This window comes from Rhodococcus sp. 4CII, assembly GCF_014256275.1.
Taxonomy (GTDB): Bacteria; Actinomycetota; Actinomycetes; order Mycobacteriales; family Mycobacteriaceae; genus Rhodococcus_F; species Rhodococcus_F wratislaviensis_A.
The window spans coordinates 454,312-476,306 of sequence record NZ_JACCFE010000002.1; the positions used below are offsets into that span (position 1 = coordinate 454,312).

Below are 21,995 nucleotides of genomic sequence, written 5' to 3' on the forward strand. Positions count from 1 at the left end.
CGCTGATTCGAAGTGGCGACGTCCGCGGATCGGGCCGCAAGCCTAGGTTAGGCTTACCTTCTAATCCCCTCCCGAAGGAGCCGTTGCCGTGTTCGCACCCACCGCCCGACGCCAGATCGCCGTCGCACTCGTCGTGGCCAGTTCGTCCCTCTTCCTCGCCGCGTGCTCGTCCGGCGACAGCGGAGGCACCACGGAAGCGGCCGGTGCGGGCTTTCCGGTGACGATCGACAACACGTTCGGCTCGACCACCCTCGACGCGTCGCCCGCGCGCATCGTCACACTCGGATGGAACGCCCAGGACGTCGTGTACGCACTCGGCCAGACACCGGTCGGCATGCCCGAGTACGCGTACGGTGCCGAGGCGAACGGGGTGATGCCCTGGCTGCAGGACCGATTCGATCCGGCCGAGACCACCCTGCTCGACGCGGCCACGTCCACCCCCATCGAGTCGGTCGCCTCGCTGGCGCCGGACGTGGTCCTCGCCCCGTACGAGGGATTCGACCAGGCCACCTACGAGAAGCTGTCGGGAATCGCCCCCACCGTGGCGTACCCGGACAAGGCGTGGCAGACCACGTGGCAGGACCAGACCACGCTGGTCGGACAGGCGCTGGGCAAGAGCGCGGAGGCGGAACGGCTCGTGGCAGGTCTCGACGACACCCTCGCCCGGACGGCCGCCGCGCATCCCGAATTCGCAGGCAAGACGATCTCGGTGATCAACTTCGACACCGACGCCGCGACCGTCAACGTCTACATGCCGTCCGATCCCCGCGTCCAGGTGCTCACGCAGCTCGGGTTCACCGTGTCGCCTGGCGTGCAGAAGCTGGCTTCGACGAACGACCCCGACAAGTTCTTCGCCGACATCTCGGTGGAGAACATCTCCGATGTCGACGCCGACGTCGTGGTCGCGTTCGTCCCGGAGAACACCACCGTGGCCGCGAACCCGGCCTACGCGAATCTCGGCGCCATCGGCCGGGGTACCGCCGTCCCGCTGTCGGACACGAAGATCATCTCGGGGCTCAGCCAAACGAGCGTACTCGCGACGCCCTGGGTCCTGGACAAGCTGACACCACCGCTCAGCGAGGCCGCGAAGAAAGCGGGTGCCTGAACTCCCGCCTGACAGGCGGTCTCGGGCGTAACGTATTCCGGTACACCTAGTTCGGTTGTGCCCGCATCAGGAACGCTCGTCGAAAGCAGGTATGCGATGACGCAGATGTCCGAAAGACACACCGCGAAGGTCATCGGCGTCACCGTAGCCGCCGCGGTCGGGGGATTCCTCTTCGGTTTCGACAGCTCGGTCATCAACGGCGCCGTCGACTCCATCCAGGACCACTTCGAGCTGGGGTCGTTCTTCACGGGCTTCGCCGTGGCGATCGCCCTGCTCGGATGTGCTGTGGGCGCATGGTTTGCGGGCCGCCTCGCGGACCGCTGGGGCCGCAAGAAAGTGATGCTGCTCGGCTCGGTGCTGTTCGTGGTGTCCTCGCTGGGAGCCGGCCTCGCCTTCAGCGTCCCCGACCTGATGCTGTGGCGCGTCCTCGGCGGCCTCGGCATCGGTATCGCGTCGGTCATTGCGCCCACGTACATCTCGGAGATCGCCCCGGCCCGCTACCGCGGCGCGTTGGCGTCGCTGCAGCAACTGGCCATCACGCTCGGCATCTTCGCGGCACTGCTGTCTGACGCGGTGCTGCAGAACGCCGCGGGCGGCGCCTCCAACGAGCTGTGGCTGAACCTCGAGGCCTGGCGCTGGATGTTCATCGTCGGCGTGGTCCCCGCGGTCGTGTACGGCGTTCTCGCCCTGATGATCCCCGAGTCCCCGCGGTACCTCGTGGGCAAGCACCTCGATCAGGAAGCCGCCGACATCCTCGCGAACATCACCGGCGAGGTCGACCCGCACGAGCGCGTCACCGAGATCCGGCTCACCCTCCGCCGCGAGTCGACGGCGTCGTTCGACGACATCCGCGGCCCCAAGTTCGGGCTCCAGCCACTGGTCTGGGTCGGCATCTTCATGGCCATCTTCCAGCAGTTCGTGGGCATCAACGCGATCTTCTACTACTCGACCACACTCTGGAAGTCGGTGGGCTTCACCGAGAACGAGTCGTTCACCACGTCGGTGATCACCGCGATCATCAACGTGGGCATGACGTTCGTCGCGATCCTGTTCGTCGACCGGGTCGGCCGCAAGATTCTGCTCGAGGTGGGCTCGCTCGGCATGTTCCTGAGCCTGCTCCTGGCGGCGATCGCCTTCTCCCAGGCGACCGGCAGCGGCGACGACGTGGTACTCCCCAGCCCGTGGGGGGCGCTCGCCCTGGTCGGCGCCAACCTGTTCGTGATCTTCTTCGCCGCCACCTGGGGTCCGATCATGTGGGTGATGCTGGGCGAGATGTTCCCCAACAACATGCGCGCCTACGCACTCGGCATCAGCACGGCGGCGAACTGGATCGCGAACTTCACGGTCACCCTCTCGTTCCCGCCGCTCACCCGGTCGGTGGGGCTGTGGTTCCTGTACGGACTGTTCGCGTTCTTCGCGTTACTGTCCTACTTCTTCGTCCGGATGAAGGTCCGAGAGACGAAGGGGATGGAGCTCGAGGAGATGCACACCTGACCCAGCAGACACGGATCCGGCCGAATCACACTGTGATTCGGCCGGATTTCTCGTGTCGGGCGGTCGGCGCTACTGCTTCTCCGCCCGCCGCGCGTCGAGGTCGGCGACCACGCCGTTCTGCTGCCCGGCGCGCAGGTTCCCGAGACCGGCGAACCACCCGGTGATCTGCCGGGCGACGTCCTGTGCGGTGAGACCCAGCTCGGCATGGATCTGCGCCCGCGACGCGTGGTCGAGGAACCGCTGCGGAACACCGAGATCACGACAGGGGACGTCGACCCCGGCCGACCGCAGCGCCGCGGAGACGGTGGAACCGACACCGCCGTGCAGTCCGCTGTCCTCGACGGTGACGACCATCGTGTAGTCCTCGGCGAACTTCACCAGCGACTCCGGGACCGGCAGGACCCACCGCGGGTCGACCACGGTCGCCGAGATGCCTTGCTGCTCCAGGCGTTCCGCTGCTGCGAGCGCGAGTCCGGCGAACGCGCCGACCGACACGATGAGTACGTCGTTCCGCCCGGCGGGGGCACGGAGGACGTCGATGACACCGTCGAGACGGCGCACCGCGGGGACGTCGTCACAGACCGTGCCCTTCGGGAAGCGGAGCGCGGTCGGGCCGTCGTCCACCGTCAGGGCCTCGTCCAACTCCTCCCGCAGGGTGGCGGTGTCGCGGGGGGCGGCGACCCTCATCCCAGGGACGATCCCCAGCAGCGACATGTCCCACATGCCGTTGTGGCTGGCGCCGTCGCTGCCGGTGATGCCGGCGCGATCGAGGACGAGGGTAACGGGCAGCTTCAGCAACGCCACGTCCATCAGCAACTGATCGAAGGCGCGGTTGAGGAATGTCGAGTAGACCGCGACCACCGGGTGCAGACCCCCGAGCGCGAGGCCGGCAGCCGACGTCACGGCGTGCTGTTCGGCGATCCCGACGTCGAACATGCGGTCGGGGTACTTCTCGCCGAACGCCGCGAGACCTGTCGGGCCCGCCATCGCGGCGGTGATCGCCACGACGTCCTGCCGGCGGCTCGCCTGATCGATCAGCTCGGCCGAGAACACCGACGTCCAATCGGCGGCCGCGTTTCCGGCGGATTTACCCGTGACGGGGTCGATCACGCCCGTCGAGTGCATCTGATCGGCCACGTGGTTCTCGGCGGGGGCGTAGCCCATGCCTTTGCGGGTGACGGCGTGGACGATGACCGGTCCGCCGAACGCCTTCGCGCGGCGCAGCGCGGATTCCATCGCCGCCTCGTCGTGTCCGTCGACCGGTCCGAGGTACTTGATGCCCAGATCGGTGAACATCACCTGCGGGGCGACGGCATCCTTGAGACCCGCCTTCATGCCGTGCAGAACCGAGTAGGCGGTGCGACCCACCCACGGAAGCTTCTTGACGATGCGACGACCGCTGTCGAGGATGCGCTCGTATCCCGGCTGGAGCCGGAGGGCCGCGAGGTGGTCGGCGAGCCCGCCGATGGTCGGCGCGTACGAGCGGCCGTTGTCGTTGACGACGATGACCACCGAGCGGTCCTTGCCGGCCGCGATGTTGTTGAGCGCCTCCCAGCACATGCCGCCGGTGAGCGCGCCGTCGCCGACGACGGCCACGACGTGTCGGTCCTGGCCGGTCAGCTCGAACGCCTTCGCGAGGCCGTCCGCGTAGGACAGCGACGCCGACGCGTGGGAGGACTCGACCCAGTCGTGGTCGCTCTCCGCCCGGCACGGGTAGCCGGACAGGCCGCCCTGTTTGCGGAGCGAGTCGAAATCGTCCTTGCGGCCGGTGAGGATCTTGTGGACGTACGCCTGGTGGCCCGTGTCGAAGATGATCGGGTCGGCCGGCGAATCGAAGATGCGGTGCAGTGCGAGGGTCAGCTCGACGACGCCCAGGTTGGGGCCGAGGTGCCCGCCGGTCGCCGCGACCTTCTGGACGAGGAACTCACGAATCTCGGCGGCGAGCTGTTTCATCTCCGCCGAATTCAGCTGACGAAGATCGTCAGGCGTCTGGATACGGGCAAGAACACCCAACGAGATCGCTCCCTCCGTGATGCACGCGACCGTGCGTGCCTCTGCCACGTGGCTTTCGTGTCACGTCACAGTGGAACCAGTCTACGGAGCCGCGGAAGCGAGGGACACACGGTACCGGCCGCCGCGGCCCCGTAGTGCGGGTTCGTCCTCGGGCATTCCGGCCACAGCCGTGACCGGGTTCACACAATTGCGTCGCCGGGCGGACCGGACGGAACCCCCGACAGCGTCGTGAACAGCCTCTAGGGTCGACTCATGAACACCGTCGTGGACGCGCTGATCGGAAAAGTCTTCACCGCAACCCAGGCGAATCGCGGCGGCGAGCTCGCCGACTACATTCCCGAGCTCGCCGCCGTCGCCCCCGACTCGTTCGGCATCTGCATCGCGACCGTGGACGGCTACGTGTACGAGGTCGGCGACACCCGGCTCCCCTTCACGATCCAGTCCATCTCGAAACCGTTCACCTACGCCCTGGCCCTCGCCGATCGCGGGTCCGACGCCGTGGCCGAGAAGATCGACGTCGAACCGTCCGGGGAGCCGTTCAACGAGATCAGCCTCGATCCGCGGACGGAGCGGCCCCGCAATCCGATGATCAACGCCGGGGCGATCACCGCGGCGTCGCTGATCGCCGGGCCGGACGTCGACACCCGGTTCGAGCGGATTCGGTCGACGTATTCGAGGTACGCGGGACGGGACCTGACGTTCAACCGATCGGTGTACGAATCCGAGTTCCGGACCGGGCACCGCAACCGGGCCATCGGACACATGCTGCGCTCGTTCGGCATCATCACGGACGACCCCGACGAGGCGGTCGACCTGTATTTCCGCCAGTGTTCCCTCGACGTGACGTGCCGCGACCTGAGCCTGATGGCCGCGACGATGGCGAACAACGGCGTCAACCCCGTCACCCGGGACACGGTGCTCGAGCCGGTTCTCGTGGAGCGGGTCCTCAGCGTGATGTCGACGTGCGGCATGTACGACGCCGCAGGTAAATGGGTGTACGAGGTCGGGTTGCCCGCCAAGAGCGGGGTCGGGGGCGGCATCGTCGCCGTCCTTCCCGGGCAGATCGGCATCGCGATCTACTCGCCGCGCCTCGACTCCCACGGCAACAGCGTCCGCGGCGTCGAGGCGTGCCGGGCGCTGTCGAACGAGTTGGAACTGCACTTCCTGCACGTCACGCGCGCCGCCCGCGCCGCTGTCCGCGCCCGGTACTCCGTGACGGACGCCCCCTCGCGGATGCGGCGCTCCCCCACCGAGCGCGCCGCCCTCGACGACGTCGGCAAGCGCAGCCGGATCTACGAACTGCACGGGGATCTGCTGTTCGCCGGCGCGGAGAGCGCCGTTCGCGAGATCGGCGCCGTCGAGGAGGAGCTCGACGTGGTAGTCGTCGACGTCCGGCGCGTCGACGACGTCAGCGGTGTAGCGCGCCGGATGTTCGAGGCGTTGCGGGCCGACCTCGCCGCCCGTGGGTGCGCGATCGCGTTCGTCGACCCGGCCGGACTGCTCGGCAACACTTACTCCGACCTGTCGGGGAAGTCGGGCCGGGTGTTCGCCGACCTCGACGCCGCCGTGCAGTGGTGCGAGGACATCCTCCTCGAACGGCACTGCAGCACGGCCCGTCAGCCGTCGTCCGTCACGATCGACCGGCATCCCATGCTGTCCAGCCTCACCCCGGAGCAACTCCGGCGGTTCACCCGCGACCTCGTCACTCGCTCCTATGCCCGTGGTGAACTCATCGTTCATCGGGGCGACCGCGCGTGCGGGCTGTTCCTCATCCTGTCCGGGCAGGTCAGCTCCACGGTCACCGACCCGTCGGGTGCCGTGCACCGGATCATGACGTTGTCGGCGGGAATGAGCTTCGGGGAGATGACGATGATGCTCGATTCCCGGTTCCTCAACGACGTCCGGGCCGACACCCCGGTGACGGTCGCGGTGCTGACGTCCGAGCGCTACCTCGAAATGGCCTCGGAGGAACCGAAACTCAAGTTGGCTTTGCTCGAGCGTCTCGCGTCGGGCGCCTACGAACAGCTCGACGTGATGCTACGGTCCCTGCTGCGGCAGAGCGACAGCATGTGATCGGCTCCCCGATGACCTCGGGAAAACCCGTTGCCCAATTCGGAGAAATCGGACAGGCTGGGGGCTCCGAATCGACGACGCCGTAATCGAAAGCAGGGGGCAATGCTCACAGCGACCACGCTCGCCATCGAGACGACAGGGCTCGTCAAGACCTTCGGATCCACCCGCGCCGTCGACGGCCTGGATCTGGCCGTCCCGCTCGGCGGCGTCTACGGCGTCCTCGGACCGAACGGGGCGGGCAAGACCACCGCGATCCGCATGCTGGCCACGCTGCTGCCGCTGGACGGCGGAACGGCCACCGTGCTCGGGCACGACGTCGCGAGCGAACCGGACGCCGTCCGCGGCAAGGTCGCCCTCACCGGACAGTTCGCGTCGCTCGACGAGGATCTGACGGGCACCGAGAATCTGCTGTTGCTCGGCCGGCTGTACGGGTACTCCCGGGCCGCGGCCCGCACCCGCTCCGAACAGCTGCTGGCCGCCTTCGGACTGGAGGAGGCGGGTAACCGGCAGGTGAAGAATTACTCCGGCGGTATGCGCCGGAGGCTCGACATCGCGGCGAGCATCATCGTCACTCCCGAGATGATCTTCCTCGACGAACCCACCACCGGACTCGACCCGCGCAGCCGCAACCAGGTGTGGGAGATCATCCGGGCCCTGGTGGCCGGCGGGACGACGGTTCTGCTGACCACGCAGTACCTCGACGAAGCCGACCAGCTCGCCGACCGGGTGGCCGTCATCGATCACGGCAAGGTCATCGCCGAGGGCACCACGGGCGAACTCAAGGCGTCCGTCGGCTCGGGCGCGCTGCACGTGCGCGTCACCGATGTCGCCACCCGACCCGCGGCGGCGGCGCTGCTGCGGCAGGTGCTCGAGGTGCCGATCATGGAAGAATCCGACCCGGCCGCTCTCACCGCGCGCATCGACGACGCGACCCGGGTCTCGCGGGCGCTGCCCGCACTCGACGACGCCGGAATCGCCGTCAGCACGTTCGCACTGGGGCAACCGAGCCTCGACGAAGTCTTCCTCTCCCTCACCGGCCGACCCACCGAGGAGAATGCGTCATGACCTCCACCACCGACCGGACCGGCGACACCGCCACCGCTGTCGCCGACGTCCTGCAGATGCCCGGCCCGCGGCCGGCGCGACCCACCGCCTGGTCCACGTCGCTGTCGTTCGGGTGGCGGGCTCTGCTCAAGATCAAGCACGTCCCCGAGCAACTGTTCGACGTGACGATGTTCCCGATCATGTTCACGTTGATGTTCACGTACCTCTTCGGCGGCGCACTCGCCGGATCGACGAGCGCGTACGTCCAGTTCCTGCTGCCGGGCATCCTCGTGCAGACGGTCGTCATGATCACCATGTACACCGGCCTGACGCTCAACAAGGACATCGAGAAGGGCGTCTTCGACCGGTTCCGGTCGCTCCCGATCTGGCGGCCGTCACCCCTCGTCGGCGCACTGCTCGGTGACGTCGTCCGCTACACCATCGCCTCGATCATCGTCCTGATCCTCGGGCTGGTGCTGGGTTTCCGCCCGGACGGCGGTCTCGTCGGCGTGGTCGCGTCGACCGGACTGTTGCTGTTGTTCTCGTTCAGCCTGTCGTGGATCTGGACGATGTTCGCGATGCTCATGCGCACCGAACAGGCCGTCATGGGCGTGTCGATGTTCATCCTGTTCCCGCTGACGTTTGCCAGCAACATCTTCGTCGATCCCGCGACCATGCCGGGCTGGCTCCAGGCATTCGTCGGCGTCAACCCGATCAGCACGCTGGTGACGTCCATCCGCGGGCTCATGGCCGGGTCGGTCGAGATGGCCGACCTCGCCGTCGTCTTCGGTTGGTGCGCCGGGTTCGTGGTGATCTTCGGACCGTTGACGATGCGGCTGTACAACCGTAAGTCGTGACGGTGGCCACCCTCGAACCCGCCGAGCGCTCGGTGACGGTCCGTGGATCCGGAATCGTGTCCGCGGTTCCGGATCTCGTCCGTGCCACCGTCACCGTGACGGCGACACGTCCCGCGGTCGCTGCCGCCTTCGAGGCGGTGTCCCGGTCCACCACGGCCGTCACCGATGTTCTACAGGGCCACGGTGTCTCGGGCCCCGACCTCGCGACCACCGGATTGTCCGTGCACTCGGAAACCACCTGGACCGAGGGCCGGGGCAGCGAGGTGACGGGCTACACCGCGGCCACGACGCTGCAGATCACCGTCCGCGCCGACGGCGCGTCCGCCGCGTCACCGGCACAGGTGGTGGCGGACTGCGTGGGCGCGGGCGGCGACGACATCCGCCTCGGCGGACTCGAATTCGATTTCGCCGACCCCGCCGCCCTGACGGCCACCGCCCGGGAGCGGGCCTGGGCCGACGCGCTCGCGAAGGCTGAGCAGTACGCCTCGCTGTCGCATCGCGCGCTGGGCGAGGTGCTGGAGATCTCGGAAGTCGACACCGGCGACGTGTCGCCGCGGCCGGTCGTGAAGGCGTTCGCGGCGGCCGACTCCCCGATCCCCGTCGAACGGGGTGAGAAACCGACACGGGTCGATGTCCGGGTGCGGTGGCGCCTGACTTAGACCCGCGGACCGCGCTGCTGCACCGACGCGGCGAACGTATCGCTGAGCTGGGTCAGCGCCGTCACAGCGGCCAGGGCCTGTTCCTGGGACCAGCCTTCGAGCATGCCGCGCAGCCGTTCCGCCCGCCGTTCGGTGGTCTCGCGCAGAATGTCCATTCCGTTCGGCGACACCCGGATTCGGGAGGCACGCTTGTCGTCGGGGTCCGCTGTCCGGGACACGTAACCCGCCTCGACCAACTCCGAGATCTGCCGGCTGAGCGACGACTGACTGACGCACAGATCGGTGGCCAGTTCGTTCTGCCGGCATTCCCCCCGCGCGGCGAGCACGAAGAGCACGCTCGTCAACGCCGGCGCGAGCGGTGTCTCACCCCCGGCGGCGACGACCGCCCGCAACGATCGCCCGAGTGCGAAGACCGCATCGACGAGCGCTTGCGCAGTATCTGCCTGTACCGACATCCAGTCCCCGTCCCACCACTACTTCTGTGCGGCTCGACTATACGTAAAGTTGCGTTCGGTAAACAACGATGCGACCCGGCGTTCAGCGGGTCAGCAACGCGATGCACTCCACGTGGTGGGTGAGCGGGAACGCATCGAACGCGCGGAGCCCGTCGAGCCGGAATCCGTGCCCGAGGTAGAGACCGATGTCGCGGGCGAACGACGCCGGATCGCATCCTACGTGCACGACGCGTTCGGCGCCCGCGGCCGCCACAGCATCGATCACGTCCCGCCCCGCACCCGCACGCGGCGGATCGAGCACCACCACGCGCGGCGGAGCGGTCAGCCCGGCGATCGCGCGCTCCACCCGGTCGGCGTGGAAACGCACCTGCGGAACGTCGGACAGCGCGGCCTTCCCGTCCGAGACGGCCTGGCGCGAGGACTCGACGGACTCCACCTGCCCCGACGGTCCGGCATGTCCCGCGAGGGCCGCGGCGAACACTCCCACCCCGCCGTACAGATCCCAGGCGGTCTCCCCGGCGGACATCCCGGCCCAGTCGGCGACCACGGCCGAATACGTGTCCGCGGCGCCGCGGTGCGCCTGCCAGAACCCGGTGGCGGCAAGCACCCATTCGCGGTCGCCCACCCGTTCCACCGGACGACCCGAACCGACGACCACCCGCTCGGCGCGCGGGGCACCACCGGCCGCGCGACGTGCCATGGCGCCGCGCCGCCCGGGACTGGTCCGGCCGGTCCGCGACACCTTCGGCGGAGCGATCTCGACGACGTGCCGCTCCCCCGTGCCGTCGAGAACGATCTGTACCTCGCTGCCCGGCCGCCACTCACCTTCACCCACACCGTCATAGGCGGCGGCGTCGATCTGCGGGCACGCGAGGTCGGTGACGATGCCCGAACTGCGGTGCCGGTGGTAGCCGGGGCGTCCGTCCTGATCGACGGCGAGCCGTACCCGCGTGCGCCAGCCGGTGCCGTTCCCGGTGCCGGGCAGCTCCTCGACCTCCACGTCCCGCTGCACCCGCGCGAGCCGCACCAGTTGTTCCGACACCACCTGAGACTTCATGTCCCGCTGCACGTGCAGGCTCGCGTGCGAGAAGTCGCAACAGCCCGCGCCACCGGGGCCCGATACCGGGCACACCGGCGTAACCCGCTCCGGGGACGCGTCGAGGATGTCGATCGCGTCGGCCCGGCAGTAGGACCCGCCGCGGTCTTCGGTGACGAGCGCCGTTACCCGCTCACCCGGCAGTCCGTGCCGGACGAAGACCACCCGGCCCTCGTGCCGGGCGACGACGAAACCGCCGTGCCCGGGATTTCCCAGCCGCAGTTCGAGGCGGCGGTCCAACCAGTTCTCACTCAACGCGTCTCGCCCGTCACTTCTCGTCGGGTTCGTAGCCACGGCGCGAGGCCCCGGCCGTGTATTCGATGTTCAGGGTCTTCGCCTTCTCGGACGAGTTCAGCTGCCACGGAACGCTGGTGACCATGACACCCGGCTGGAACAGCAGACGACTCTTCAGTCGCAGCGCACTCTGGTTGTGCAGGATCTGCTCCCACCAGTGCCCCACCACGTACTCGGGGATGAACACGGTGACCACGTCCCGCGGCGAGTCCTTGCGGACGCGGCGCACGTAGTCGAGAACCGGTTTGGTGATCTCCCGGTACGGCGACTCGATCACCTTCAGCGGCACCGCGATGTCGCTCTTCTCCCACTGACGCACGAGCGCCCGCGTGTCGGGTTCGTCGACATTCACCGTGATCGCCTCGAGCGTGTCCGGCCGGGTGGCCCGGGCGTACGCGAGCGCGCGCATCGTCGGCATGTGCAGCTTCGAGACGAGGACGATCGAGTGCGTCCGGCTGGGCAGCACCCCGTCCCATTCCTGTTCCTCGAGTTCCCGCGCCACGCTGTCGTAGTGCTTCCGGATCAGCTTCATCACGACGAAGATCGCGACCATGGCCACGATCGCGATCCACGCGCCGGCCGCGAACTTCGTGATGAGCACGATGACGAGCACGGCGCCGGTCATGGCGAGGCCGATGGAGTTGATCACCCGGGAACGCTGCATCCGCCGCCGCTGGGCGGCGTCGTTCTCGGACTTCAAGTGCCGGGTCCAGTGCCGGATCATGCCGGTCTGGCTCAGCACGAAGGACACGAACACACCGACGATATAGAGCTGGATCAGCTTGGTGACCTCGGCGCCGAACAGGACGACAAAGGCGATCGCGGCGCCGGACAGGAACAGGATGCCGTTGCTGAACGCCAGGCGGTCGCCGCGGGTGTGCAGCTGACGGGGCAGGTAGCGGTCCTGCGCGAGGATCGATCCGAGCACCGGGAACCCGTTGAATGCGGTGTTGGCCGCCAGCACGAGGATCAGGGCCGTGACGATGGCGATGAAATAGAACCCGATCGGGAACCCGCCGAACACCGTCTCGGCGATCTGGGCGATCAACGTCTTCTGGTGATAGCCGTCCGGGGCGCCGATCAGCTGCTCCGCCGGGCTGTGCGCGTACACGATCCCGATCTTCTGGGCCAGGATGATGATGCCCATCAGCAGCACGACGGCGATCGAACCCAGCAGCAGAAGCGTGGTGGCCGCATTGCGGGACTTCGGCTTCTGGAATGCCGGAACACCGTTGCTGATCGCCTCGACACCGGTCAGGGCCGCACACCCGGACGAGAACGCGCGCGCGATGAGGAACGCGAACGCGATCCCGTACAAATTGGAATCCTCGGCTTCTAGTTGGAACCCGGACGATTCGGCCCGCAGGTCCTCACCCAGGACGAAGATCCGGAAGAAGCCCCACAGCAACATCAGGACCATTCCGACGATGAATGCGTACGTCGGGATCGCGAAGGCGGCACCGGATTCGCGGATGCCGCGCAAGTTGATCGCGGTCAGCAGGACGATGGCCGCGACCGCGAACAGCACCTTGTGCTGGGCGACGAACGGCACCGCCGAACCGATGTTGGAGGCCGCCGACGAGATGGACACCGCGACGGTGAGGACGTAGTCCACCAGCAGGGCGCTGCCGACCGTGAGTCCCGCATTGGGTCCGAGATTGACGGTCGCGACCTCGTAGTCGCCACCGCCCGATGGGTAGGCGTGCACGTTCTGCCGGTAGCTGGCGACGACCACGGCCATCACCGCGGCGACGGCGAGGCCGATCCAGGGGGTGTAGGCGTAGGCGGAGATACCCGCCACCGACAGCACGAGGAAGATTTCCTCGGGGGCGTACGCCACCGAGGACATCGCGTCGGACGCGAAGACCGGGAGGGCGATCCTCTTGGGAAGCAGCGTGTGCCCGAGCTTGTCGCTCCGGAAGGGTCTGCCTAGCAGTAGCCGCTTTGTGGCGGTCGAGAGCTTTGACACTGCCAAAGCGTAAGCCGTCCGCGGAAAAGCTGGACCCTCACCCACCAATGTGTCCGGATTGCGATCTCTGTCGCGGTTGCTCTTCCGTCTGCGCACTGTACGGTTCGATTCGGTACGCACGTACTCGAGACGTGACACCAGAGCCCATGAACGGAGTACAAGGTGTATGTGGTCATCATGGGATGCGGCCGGGTCGGCTCATCCCTCGCCGGCTCGCTGACCCGGATCGGCCACGAGGTCGCGGTCATCGATCGTGATCCCGCCGCCTTCCTGCGTCTCGAACCCGACTTCCCCGGCCACACCGTCGTCGGCATGGGGTTCGACCGCGACGTACTGGTCAAGGCCGGTATCGAGCGGGCCGAGGCGTTCGCCGCAGTGTCGTCCGGAGACAACTCCAACATCATCTCCGCGCGCGTGGCCCGGGAAACGTTCGGCGTGGAACGCGTCGTCGCCCGCATCTACGACGCGAAGCGCGCCGCCGTGTACGAGCGGCTCGGAATTCCCACCGTCGCCACAGTCCCCTGGTCGACGGACCGCTTCCTGCACACCCTCACCCGCGACAGCCAGACCGCCAAGTGGCGGGATCCCTCGGGAACGGTCGCGGTCACCGAGTTGTCCCTGCACGAGGACTGGATCGGCAAGCCGGTCGCCGAACTCGAGGCGGCGACGAATTCGCGTGTCGCGTTCATCATCCGCTTCGGCACCGGCGTGCTGCCCGACCGCAAGACGGTCTTCCAGGCCGACGACCAGGTGTACATCGCTGCCGTGTCGGGAACCGTGGCCGAAGCCGTCGCGCTCGCGGGCAATCCCCCGCCCTCGGACAACTGACACGACAGTGAGAATATTCACGATCGACCACCCGAACGGAAGCACACGATGAGAGTCGCAATCGCAGGAGCCGGCGCAGTCGGACGCTCCATCGCGCGCGAACTGGTCCGCAGCGAACACGACGTCATGCTGATCGAACGCAAACTCGAGCACGTCGAACAGGAGTCGGTGCCCGAGGCGACGTGGGTTCACGCCGACGCGTGCGAACTGAGCAGCCTCGAAACGGCGTCCCTCGAAACCTACGAGGTCGTGATCGCGGCCACCGGCGACGACAAGGCCAACCTCGTTCTCAGCCTGCTCGCGAAGACCGAATTCGGGGTCAGCCGCGTGGTCGCCCGCGTCAACGACCCCCGCAACGAGTGGTTGTTCGACGAGTCCTGGGGTGTCGACGTCGCCGTGTCCACCCCCCGCATGCTCGCCTCACTGGTCGAGGAGGCGGTGTCGGTCGGCGACCTCGTGCGGTTGATGACGCTGCGCCAGGGTCAGGCCAACCTCGTCGAGGTCACGCTGCCCGACAACACTCCGCTCGCCGGGAAACCCGTCCGCAAGCTCCAATTGCCCCGCGACGCCGCGTTGGTCACCATCCTCCGCGGCGGCCGGGTGATCGTTCCCCAGCAGGACGATCCGCTCGAGGGCGGCGACGAACTGCTGTTCGTCGCATCCGTGGACGTCGAGGACGACCTCCGGGCCGCCGTCGGACTCTCGTGATTGCGGCGCGGGCGATCGACTTCGCCGTCGGCGCAACAACTTAGAGCCCCACGGCGGGGGCCCCGACTACGGTCGGCCGGGCTCCTCGCGGGGACCGCCCGCCTCGGTGTCGTCGGTCGGCACGGCGGCCTCGGTGTCGTCGGTCGGCACGGCGGCCCCGGTGTCATCGTTCGGCACGGCGGCCCCGGTGTCATCGTTCGGCACGGCGGCCTCCTCGGACGGTCCGGGTTCGACGATGCGGTCGGCCCGCCGCACCGCCCAGATCGTCACCAGCAGAGCCAATCCCGCCAGCGGCCAGCCCATCGCGATGCGTGCGAAGGCGAGCCAGCCGGTCTGGTCGGAATCGTAGAGCTGCGACTGCACGACGTACCGGGCCCCGAACACCAGCGCCCAGGCGCCCGTTGCGACGTCGTAGGCACGCACCGCGCCGCGATGCCGCCGCCAGAGGTTGCCGTGGCCGTTGAGGAACCCCCAGATGAGTCCGACGATCGGCCGGCGCACCAGAATCGAGACCAGGAACACCGCCCCGTACGCGAGACTCGTGTAGATGCCGAACAGAAAGTACCCCTTGGCATCACCCGTGCGGTACGCGATGAATGCGGAGATGCCGACGCCGAAGAACCCGGAGACCGCGGGCTGGACGGGGCTGTGGCGCACGAGACGCCAGACCAGAATGGCGACCGCGACACCCAGGGCGGCCCAGATCGCCGGACCCAGGCTCCACACCGCGTTGACCGGGACGAAGACCAGGATGGGCAGGGTCGAATAGACCAGCCCGCTGATCCCACCGAGCTGTTCGAGTATGGATTGCTGCTTCGTTTCGGTCACTCGACGAGAGTGCCACACGAGACGGACCCTACGATTCGCCGCGCAGCTCGTAATACGGGTTGAAGATCACCTTCTGGCCGTCGCGTTCGCCGACGCGTCCGCGAACGAGAAGGGTCTTGCCCGGCTCGATCCCCGGAATCCGCCGCCGGCCGATCCACACCAACTTGATCTGTTCGGTGCCGTCGAAGAATTCGGCTTCGATGCTGGCGTTCCCGGACTTCGGACACGCCTCGACGCTGCGGAGCCGTCCCAGCATGGTGACCTCTTCACCGCGGCTGCAGTCGCAGGCACGTTGTGCGCCGGACGCCTGTGACGTCTCGGCCATTTCCTCGGCGTCCAGCTGCTCGAGGTCCTCGGTGAGCCTGCGAGTCAGCCGACGAAAATATCCTGCCGTGGCGGGTGCCATTGCGCGCTCCTGGAGCATGTGCGACGCGAGATCTTCGCGCCGCTCGTAGGGCTGTGTATTCGCCACTGTAGACCCATTGGTTCCCGGCAACCACACCAGCGGAAAGGGTGCTGCCGGGGACGAGGCAAGATCACCTCATGCCCTTTGACGACCGGCCGGCCGTAGCCGTGGTACTCCCGGGAACGGGATCCGACGCGGACTTCGTGGCCCGCGCCTTCACCGAGCCTCTGGCCTGCCGCGGAGTGCGTACGGTCGCAGTCCAACCCGACCCGCGACGGGTCGTCGGCAGCTATTTGGACGCACTCGACGCCACGGCTGCGCAGCATTCCCGGATCATCGTCGGCGGGGTCTCGATCGGGGCGGCAGTGGCGTTGCAGTGGGCAGGATCACACCCTCTGTGCACCGCCGGGGTCCTCGCGGCGCTGCCGGCGTGGACCGGGACCGGCGCGGACGCCCCCGCCGCCGCCAGCGCCCGGTTCACCGCTGCCCGGCTGCGGGCGGACGGCCTCGAACAGGTCACCGCCGAGATGATCGCGACCAGTCCGCCCTGGCTGGGCCGGGAACTGGCCAAATCCTGGCGGTCGCAGTGGCCGCACCTCCCGGCCGCACTCGACGAGGCTTCCGCGTACCACGCCCCGAGCACGGACGACCTGGGGCGCATCGTCGTGCCGGTCGGCATCGCCGCCGCCGTCGACGACGCGGTGCACCCACTCGAGGTCGCCCGGACCTGGTCCGAACTGTTACCGCACGCCGCACTGGTCACCGTGACCCTCGACGAGATCGGTGCCGATCCGGCCGTCCTCGGCTACGCCGGACTCGAGGCGCTGGATTCGGTACTGCACACGGCCTGAGCTGCCGTCAGCGGCCGAGTTGCTGCATCGCGGAACCCGATTCGCCGCGACGCTGCTGCGGCTGGACCGGGGCCTGGGGTGCCTGCGCCTCGTCCTGCGGGACGGGCCCGGGCTGCGGCGCGGCAGGTTGTTGCGGGGCGGCGCCCTGCTGCTGCGCCAGCTGTTGCTGGTGGGCGGCCGCCAACTGCTGAGCGAGCGCCTCGGGCAGGACCACCGGCAGCGGGGTCCGCACCGGGTTCGGCTCGTTTCCCCGCTTGACGACGGTGTCGCGCAGGATTGCCCGGGCGGTCGCGACGAGTTCCGAATCGGACGTGTTGCCACCGCTCGGCCCCGCGACCACGCACCGCACCATCCAGCGGTAGCCGTCGACGCCGATGAAACGCAGGTCGGCGTTGGGGGTGACGGCGAACACCTCGCGGCCCCACGGTCCGCTCTCGACGCTCACCGTCGCGTTGTCGTTGCGCAGAGATTCGGCGAGGTCGCCGGCGACCTCGCGCCACTGGCCCGGCGACTTCGGGGCGGCATATGCCGCCACCGTGACGCGCCCGTGCTGGGTGACGAGGTGCACGGCCTGCGGCGAACCGTCCGGCGCCATTTCAACCTGCAACTGGGCACCCTGCGGCATCGGCACGAGGACGGAACCGAGGTCGAGTCGGGTCCCGACCTCACCGACTGTGAGATCGGCGCCCGATTCCAGGTCGTCGGCGTCGTACGGTCCGCCGTCGACCTCGGTGACGGCGTCGAAGTCGTCGTATTCCGTGCCGTCGTCGGCGGCGTCCGTCTCGGCGTCCTCGAAGACATCGGGCGTGCCGTCCTCTGCTTCCTTGCCCTTCTTACGACGTCCGAACATGTTCAGGCTCCTTCACTGGCATTGCCGACGAGGCTGGCGTGGCCGCCGCTCGACCCGTGTCCGTCGCTGCCACGGGTGGTGCCGTCGAGGGACTCGACCTCGACGAACGACACCAGTTCGACCCGCTGCACGACGAGTTGGGCGATCCGGTCGCCGCGGCGGATCTCGATCGGCGTCTCGAGATCGTGATTGATCAGGCACACCTTGATCTCGCCCCGGTATCCGGCGTCGATGGTGCCGGGGGTGTTGACCACCGACAGCCCCGACTTGGCGGCGAGTCCCGACCGGGGATGGATGAGTCCGACGGTGCCCAGCGGCAGCGCGATCGCGACGCCCGTTCCGACGAGGACGCGGCGTCCCGGCTCGATGGTCACGTCGAGGGTGCTGCAGAGGTCGACACCGGCGTCGCCGTCGTGCGCGCGCTGCGGCAGCGGAATGTCCGGGTCCAGGCGCTGAAGGGCGACGGGCGGAAGGGCGGGGGTCGCGGCAGAGGAAGGGCCGGGAGATAGGTCGCTCACGTGCACCGAGCCTACTCTCAGACACCGACTATCCTGGTCGGGTGTCAGAAACGTCCCGGCCCGATGTCGCGCCCACCGATCACACCTCGCCCACCCTGTATTCGGAGCGCCTGTGGGTGCCCGTCTGGTGGTGGGCAGTGGGGTTGTTCGTCGCGGGTCTGCTGGCCGCGGAGGTGCACATGGGTGCGCCGGGCATCCGCGCATGGCTACCGTATGTTCTGCTGCTTCCCCTGCCCGTCTGGGGACTCGTCTGGCTCAGCCGCCTCCGCGTCGAGGTCGTCGAGGAACCGAATGGCGTCCACCTGCGGGTCGGACAGGCGCATCTCCCGGTGGACGTCATTGCGCGGGTCGCGGAGGTGCCCGGTTCGGCGAAGAGTGCGGCGCTCGGTCGTCAGCTCGACCCCGCAGCCTTCGTTCAGCACCGCGCGTGGGTCAAGCCGATGGCACTGATCGTGCTCGACGACCCCGAGGACCCGACCCCCTACTGGCTTATCAGCACCCGTCGGCCTGCGGAGTTGCTGGCCGCGGTCAACCGTGCGCGCCCACAGGCGGACGGCGACTGATCGGACGGTGGGCCTCCCACCGTCCGCCTCTCGTACTTGCCGCCGCTCAGGCCGCGCAGTCCCTGCACACCAGCACTCCGCCCGCCTCACTGGCGAGCCGGCTGCGGTGGTGCACCAGGAAGCAGCTCGAACACGTGAACTCGTCGGCCTGCTTCGGCACGACGCGCACCGAGAGTTCCTCGCCGGACAGATCCGCGCCGGGAAGTTCGAACGATTCCGCCGTGTCGGACTCGTCCACGTCGACAACAGCCGACTGAGCCTCGTTACGTCGCGCCTTCAGTTCCTCCAGCGAATCCTCCGAAACCTCGTCGGACTCTGTTCGCCGCGGTGCGTCGTAGTCAGTTGCCATGTCGCCTTCCCCTCATCTTCTTCCCTGTATCCCGGCCCGCGCGGTACGTCGAACCGTGTGCCGGTCGACCGTCCACCCGTAAACCGCCTCGGCGCAGATCACACCCTGCGGCCACACAACGCCGCAACCGATGGGAACGTGCCCGGAACCAGGCCCCGGAAACATGATCTACGCCTCTTTTTTCATCTTCTGCCGACCCTCGTTCTGAACGCTTTGAACGACTGGGGCCGCCAGACAGTAGCCGAAGGAAGTACAAAAGTCGTAACCGAATCGGCCGATCGCGCAAATTGTCTGCTAATCGTCACCAACACCACAGCAAGCTGTGACATTCCACAACGGGGACGGGTTCGGGGGTATGACGCCGCGGGGATCTAAGGTAGGTGCCGAACCTGTGCCACAACGCGTGGCCGGGCCCGGTATCGGTGCGCTGTACGGGCGTTTCGTCACGAGCGCAGTCTGTAGGAGAGGTCGAGGCACACTGTGGTTTCACTGATCACCGAAGGCAGCTCGCACGACGACAAGGGTCGTCCGTTCCGGCGGCGCCGGGCGATGCCGATCCTCGTGGTGTTCGCGGTCCTCGCCCTGCTCGGCGCAATCGTGTGGATCGGCGTTCTCGGCGACGACGAGGATCTCGCCACGACGGTCGACTGCAATGCGCCCCAGCCCGCGGCGCAGCCGGTCGACCCCGCCGCCCCGCCGCAACAGACGCTGGGTGAACGTGTCGACGGGTCGACCCTGCGGGACGTGGAGCCTGCAGCACTGTCCGCCACCAAGGTGCGCGTGTTCAACGCGAACGGCGAACACGGTCAGGCTGCGCAGGTGGCCGCCCAGCTGAGCGACTACGGATTCGCGAGCGCCCCCGACGTGCAGGCGGGCAACGACCCGATCTACGTCGACCAGAACATGCAGTGCCAGGGGCAGCTGCGGTTCGGCCCCAATGGCGTCGCCGCCGCGAGTGCGCTCTGGCTGGTCGCTCCGTGCGCCGAGCTCATCGAAGACACGCGCACCGACGACACGGTCGATCTGGCGCTCGGAACCTACTTCCGCAAGATCTCACCGAACACCGACGCCGAAGAGGTTTTGCGGTCGCTGAAGGATCCGCCGCCCGGAACCCAACCGGCACCTCTCGACATCGATCTCCTGAAGGCGGCGCGTACCGCCCGCTGCTGACCGTCGGTCACACCTCCGGGATCGGGGCGTCGGCCCCGGTCTCGGCGAACAGCGTGTCCAGCGCATCGGCGATGCCGGGAGCGGCCGCCACCACCACCTCGCCGTCCGCGCTCGACGTGTGCGGAGCGGGGATTCGCACGCGGGCTCCGGCCTCGGTCGCGATCAACGACCCGGCGGCCCAGTCCCACGGGCTCAGCCCGTGCTCGAAGTGGGCGTCGACCCGGCCGGCCGCGACCATGCACAGATCGAGGGCCGCCGAACCGATCCGGCGGATGTCGCGCACCCGCGGGAGGATCTCGGCGATGAGGGCGCCCTGGGCCTTCCGCCGCGCCGCGCCGTACCCGAATCCGGTGGCGAGCAATGCCATCGACACGTCGGTCACGGGGTTGCACCGGAGTTCGTTCACCCGCCCGTCCGCGTCGGTGAGTGTCGCGCCGCCGCCGCGGGCCGCGGCGTAGGTCGCACCGGCTGCCACGTCGACCACGGCCCCGGCGACGGACACCCCGTCGATCTGGACGGCCACCGACACCGCGTAGGCGGGCACGCCGTACAGAAAGTTCACCGTGCCGTCGATCGGGTCCACGATCCACCGCACCCCCGCGACGGAATGTTCCTCTCCCCCACCCTCTTCGCCGAGGATCGCATCACCCGGGCGCAGCTCCGCGAGACGGTCCCGGATGACGTGCTCGCTCTCGGTGTCGACCACCGTGACCGGGTCCGTCGGGGTGCTCTTGGCCGTCACGGAATCGCCGGATCCTGCTCGCTTCCCGACGATTCCGAACACCTCGGGCCGCCTCGCGCGGACGTGCGCGGCGGCTTCCTCTGCGACGGCGACGGCGACCGCGAGCAGTTCGCGGGGATCGGTGCCGACGTGGCCGGACGGGGAGTCTGAACTCTGGGGTGCATGCACGTACCCATCGGAACACACTTCCACTGCCTCACACCACCGCTGACGTTGTCCGCGCCCCGACGCGCAGCGCCTCCCCGGTCGGCCCGTGTCACCCACCGAAGTCGTCTCGACGCACTAGTGTGACGAACAGCAGAAGCGCGCCGGAGAACAGTCGTCGTCGACACGGAGGAGCACACGCCATGACCAAGACCGGGTTCGGTGTCGACGTCGGGGGCAGCGGCGTCAAGGGCGGCGTGGTGGACCTCGAGACCGGTGAACTCGTCGGGGATCGGATCAAGTTGCTCACACCGCAGCCGTCCACCCCGAAGGCGGTCGCGCAGACCGTCGCGGAGATCATCCGCCAGGCAGAGTGGGACGGACCGGTCGGTATCACCCTGCCCAGTGTCGTCATCGGCGGAGTGGCGCGGACCGCCGCGAACATCGACAAGCACTGGATCGGGACGGACGCGCGTGCCCTGTTCGCCGACGCACTCGGCGGCCGGCTCGTCACCGTCCTCAACGACGCCGACGCGGCGGGGATCGCCGAGGACGCGCTCGGCGCGGGCAAGGACGCGAGGGGGGTCGTCATCCTCCTCACGTTCGGTACGGGCATCGGCTCAGCGATCCTCCACGACGGCGTCCTCCTCCCCAATACCGAGTTCGGGCACATGGAGGTGGACGGCAAGGAGGCCGAGCACCGGGCGGCGTCGTCGGTGAAGGAGAAGAAGGATCTGTCCTACAAGGAGTGGGCGGCCGAGGTGACCCGCGTCCTCACCCGGTTCGAGAACCTCATGTCGCCGGATCTGTTCATCGCCGGCGGCGGAATCAGCCGCAAACACGAGAAGTGGATTCCGCATCTGACGAACAGGACACCTGTCGTACCTGCTGCGCTGCTCAATACGGCAGGCATCGTCGGTGCTGCTCTCGCGGTCGAAACGGGCATCGCTCCGTAACTATTTCGGATGGGTCGTTACAA

Annotated in this window: 22 protein-coding genes; 12 read left to right on the forward strand and 10 right to left on the reverse strand. The window is 68.2% G+C overall.

Features of this window, described 5'->3' with window-relative positions:
- Positions 1 to 88: 88 nt before the first annotated feature.
- Both H0B43_RS02950 and H0B43_RS02955 read left to right on the forward strand, forming a co-directional pair.
- Positions 89 to 1,105 carry an iron-siderophore ABC transporter substrate-binding protein gene (locus H0B43_RS02950; protein ID WP_185729364.1) on the forward strand — a complete coding sequence of 339 codons (1,017 nt, stop codon included), beginning with the start codon at positions 89 to 91 and terminating at the stop codon, positions 1,103 to 1,105.
- A 96-nt stretch (positions 1,106 to 1,201) separates the two neighbouring features.
- Complete coding sequence (locus H0B43_RS02955; protein ID WP_185729363.1) at positions 1,202 to 2,599, forward strand: sugar porter family MFS transporter; 1,398 nt, start codon at positions 1,202 to 1,204, stop codon at positions 2,597 to 2,599.
- 69 nt (positions 2,600 to 2,668) lie between these two features.
- Here H0B43_RS02955 and dxs read toward each other — a convergent pair whose 3' ends face one another.
- The gene (gene dxs, locus H0B43_RS02960; protein ID WP_185730131.1) at positions 2,669 to 4,612 is read right to left on the reverse strand and encodes a 1-deoxy-D-xylulose-5-phosphate synthase; all 1,944 of its coding nucleotides are present in this window, start codon (positions 4,610 to 4,612) and stop codon (positions 2,669 to 2,671) included.
- 252 nt (positions 4,613 to 4,864) lie between these two features.
- On the opposite strand from dxs, the gene glsA reads away from it, so the two are divergent.
- The 4 genes from glsA to H0B43_RS02980 all read left to right on the forward strand — a co-directional run bounded on the left by glsA (position 4,865) and on the right by H0B43_RS02980 (position 9,245).
- Positions 4,865 to 6,685, forward strand: a complete 1,821-nt coding sequence (gene glsA, locus H0B43_RS02965; RefSeq protein WP_185729362.1) for a glutaminase A — start codon at positions 4,865 to 4,867, stop codon at positions 6,683 to 6,685.
- Positions 6,686 to 6,787: 102 nt separating this feature from the next.
- A complete protein-coding gene (locus tag H0B43_RS02970) occupies positions 6,788 to 7,750 on the forward strand; it encodes an ATP-binding cassette domain-containing protein (protein WP_185729361.1) in 963 nt (320 codons plus the stop codon).
- Positions 7,747 to 8,586, forward strand: a complete 840-nt coding sequence (locus H0B43_RS02975) for an ABC transporter permease (RefSeq protein WP_185729360.1) — start codon at positions 7,747 to 7,749, stop codon at positions 8,584 to 8,586. The genes H0B43_RS02970 and H0B43_RS02975 overlap by 4 nt, the downstream gene beginning before the upstream one ends.
- 2 nt (positions 8,587 to 8,588) lie before the next feature.
- Positions 8,589 to 9,245 (forward strand): SIMPL domain-containing protein, encoded by a 657-nt coding sequence (locus H0B43_RS02980; RefSeq protein WP_397517523.1) that lies wholly within the window; start codon positions 8,589 to 8,591, stop codon positions 9,243 to 9,245.
- Here H0B43_RS02980 and H0B43_RS02985 read toward each other — a convergent pair.
- The 3 genes from H0B43_RS02985 to H0B43_RS02995 form a co-directional block, all read right to left on the reverse strand.
- Positions 9,242 to 9,700 carry a MarR family winged helix-turn-helix transcriptional regulator gene (locus H0B43_RS02985; protein ID WP_185729358.1) on the reverse strand — a complete coding sequence of 153 codons (459 nt, stop codon included), beginning with the start codon at positions 9,698 to 9,700 and terminating at the stop codon, positions 9,242 to 9,244. The two genes, H0B43_RS02980 and H0B43_RS02985, sit on opposite strands and share 4 nt — an antisense overlap.
- Positions 9,701 to 9,782: 82 nt before the next feature.
- Positions 9,783 to 11,051 carry a class I SAM-dependent RNA methyltransferase gene (locus H0B43_RS02990; protein WP_185729357.1) on the reverse strand — a complete coding sequence of 423 codons (1,269 nt, stop codon included), beginning with the start codon at positions 11,049 to 11,051 and terminating at the stop codon, positions 9,783 to 9,785.
- A gap of 13 nt (positions 11,052 to 11,064) precedes the next feature.
- The gene (locus tag H0B43_RS02995) at positions 11,065 to 13,059 is read right to left on the reverse strand and encodes an APC family permease (protein WP_185729356.1); all 1,995 of its coding nucleotides are present in this window, start codon (positions 13,057 to 13,059) and stop codon (positions 11,065 to 11,067) included.
- 162 nt (positions 13,060 to 13,221) lie between these two features.
- Here H0B43_RS02995 and H0B43_RS03000 point away from each other — a divergent pair, with 162 nt between their 5' ends.
- Positions 13,222 to 13,887 (forward strand): TrkA family potassium uptake protein, encoded by a 666-nt coding sequence (locus H0B43_RS03000; RefSeq protein ID WP_185729355.1) that lies wholly within the window; start codon positions 13,222 to 13,224, stop codon positions 13,885 to 13,887.
- A 48-nt stretch (positions 13,888 to 13,935) separates the two neighbouring features.
- Entirely contained in the window at positions 13,936 to 14,595 is a 660-nt protein-coding gene (locus H0B43_RS03005; RefSeq protein WP_005240868.1) for a TrkA family potassium uptake protein, read from the forward strand.
- Between the two features lie 66 nt (positions 14,596 to 14,661).
- On the opposite strand, the gene H0B43_RS03010 is transcribed toward H0B43_RS03005, so the two are convergent.
- Positions 14,662 to 15,423, reverse strand: coding sequence for a DUF3159 domain-containing protein (locus H0B43_RS03010; RefSeq protein ID WP_185729354.1), 762 nt, complete (start codon positions 15,421 to 15,423; stop codon positions 14,662 to 14,664).
- A 28-nt stretch (positions 15,424 to 15,451) separates the two neighbouring features.
- On the reverse strand, positions 15,452 to 15,829 hold the full coding sequence (locus tag H0B43_RS03015) for an OB-fold nucleic acid binding domain-containing protein (protein ID WP_005240856.1): 378 nt from the start codon (positions 15,827 to 15,829) through the stop codon (positions 15,452 to 15,454).
- A gap of 137 nt (positions 15,830 to 15,966) precedes the next feature.
- Between H0B43_RS03015 and H0B43_RS03020 the strand changes: the two genes are divergently transcribed.
- Positions 15,967 to 16,680: an alpha/beta fold hydrolase gene (locus H0B43_RS03020; RefSeq protein WP_185729353.1), complete on the forward strand. Its 714-nt coding sequence runs from the start codon at positions 15,967 to 15,969 to the stop codon at positions 16,678 to 16,680.
- 7 nt (positions 16,681 to 16,687) lie between these two features.
- Here the strand turns inward: H0B43_RS03020 and H0B43_RS03025 are convergent, their stop codons facing one another.
- Positions 16,688 to 17,530, reverse strand: coding sequence for a DUF3710 domain-containing protein (locus tag H0B43_RS03025; RefSeq protein WP_185729352.1), 843 nt, complete (start codon positions 17,528 to 17,530; stop codon positions 16,688 to 16,690).
- A 2-nt stretch (positions 17,531 to 17,532) separates the two neighbouring features.
- Complete coding sequence (dut, locus tag H0B43_RS03030; RefSeq protein WP_185729351.1) at positions 17,533 to 18,054, reverse strand: dUTP diphosphatase; 522 nt, start codon at positions 18,052 to 18,054, stop codon at positions 17,533 to 17,535.
- A gap of 35 nt (positions 18,055 to 18,089) precedes the next feature.
- Between dut and H0B43_RS03035 the strand changes: the two genes are divergently transcribed.
- Positions 18,090 to 18,611, forward strand: coding sequence for a DUF3093 domain-containing protein (locus H0B43_RS03035; RefSeq protein ID WP_185729350.1), 522 nt, complete (start codon positions 18,090 to 18,092; stop codon positions 18,609 to 18,611).
- A gap of 46 nt (positions 18,612 to 18,657) precedes the next feature.
- On the opposite strand, the gene H0B43_RS03040 is transcribed toward H0B43_RS03035, so the two are convergent.
- Complete coding sequence (locus H0B43_RS03040; RefSeq protein WP_087555838.1) at positions 18,658 to 18,960, reverse strand: DUF4193 domain-containing protein; 303 nt, start codon at positions 18,958 to 18,960, stop codon at positions 18,658 to 18,660.
- Positions 18,961 to 19,440: 480 nt separating this feature from the next.
- On the opposite strand from H0B43_RS03040, the gene cei reads away from it, so the two are divergent.
- On the forward strand, positions 19,441 to 20,130 hold the full coding sequence (cei, locus tag H0B43_RS03045) for an envelope integrity protein Cei (RefSeq protein WP_185729349.1): 690 nt from the start codon (positions 19,441 to 19,443) through the stop codon (positions 20,128 to 20,130).
- Positions 20,131 to 20,137: 7 nt separating this feature from the next.
- Here cei and H0B43_RS03050 read toward each other — a convergent pair whose 3' ends face one another.
- Entirely contained in the window at positions 20,138 to 21,040 is a 903-nt protein-coding gene (locus H0B43_RS03050; protein WP_185729348.1) for an inositol monophosphatase family protein, read from the reverse strand.
- A 179-nt stretch (positions 21,041 to 21,219) separates the two neighbouring features.
- Between H0B43_RS03050 and ppgK the strand changes: the two genes are divergently transcribed.
- A complete protein-coding gene (ppgK, locus tag H0B43_RS03055; protein WP_185729347.1) occupies positions 21,220 to 21,972 on the forward strand; it encodes a polyphosphate--glucose phosphotransferase in 753 nt (250 codons plus the stop codon).
- Positions 21,973 to 21,995: the final 23 nt, after the last annotated feature.

Bases quoted from the DNA above. Each gene is read 5' to 3' on its own strand.
- H0B43_RS02955 (WP_185729363.1), top strand. From the start codon at position 1,202: ATGACGCAGATGTCCGAAAGACACACCGCGAAGGTCATCGGCGTCACC.
- glsA (WP_185729362.1), top strand. From the start codon at position 4,865: ATGAACACCGTCGTGGACGCGCTGATCGGAAAAGTCTTCACCGCAACC.
- H0B43_RS02970 (WP_185729361.1), top strand. From the start codon at position 6,788: ATGCTCACAGCGACCACGCTCGCCATCGAGACGACAGGGCTCGTCAAG.
- H0B43_RS02975 (WP_185729360.1), top strand. From the start codon at position 7,747: ATGACCTCCACCACCGACCGGACCGGCGACACCGCCACCGCTGTCGCC.
- H0B43_RS02985 (WP_185729358.1), bottom strand. From the start codon at position 9,700: ATGTCGGTACAGGCAGATACTGCGCAAGCGCTCGTCGATGCGGTCTTC.
- H0B43_RS03005 (WP_005240868.1), top strand. From the start codon at position 13,936: ATGAGAGTCGCAATCGCAGGAGCCGGCGCAGTCGGACGCTCCATCGCG.
- H0B43_RS03015 (WP_005240856.1), bottom strand. From the start codon at position 15,829: ATGGCACCCGCCACGGCAGGATATTTTCGTCGGCTGACTCGCAGGCTC.
- H0B43_RS03020 (WP_185729353.1), top strand. From the start codon at position 15,967: ATGCCCTTTGACGACCGGCCGGCCGTAGCCGTGGTACTCCCGGGAACG.
- H0B43_RS03025 (WP_185729352.1), bottom strand. From the start codon at position 17,530: ATGTTCGGACGTCGTAAGAAGGGCAAGGAAGCAGAGGACGGCACGCCC.
- H0B43_RS03040 (WP_087555838.1), bottom strand. From the start codon at position 18,960: ATGGCAACTGACTACGACGCACCGCGGCGAACAGAGTCCGACGAGGTT.
- ppgK (WP_185729347.1), top strand. From the start codon at position 21,220: ATGACCAAGACCGGGTTCGGTGTCGACGTCGGGGGCAGCGGCGTCAAG.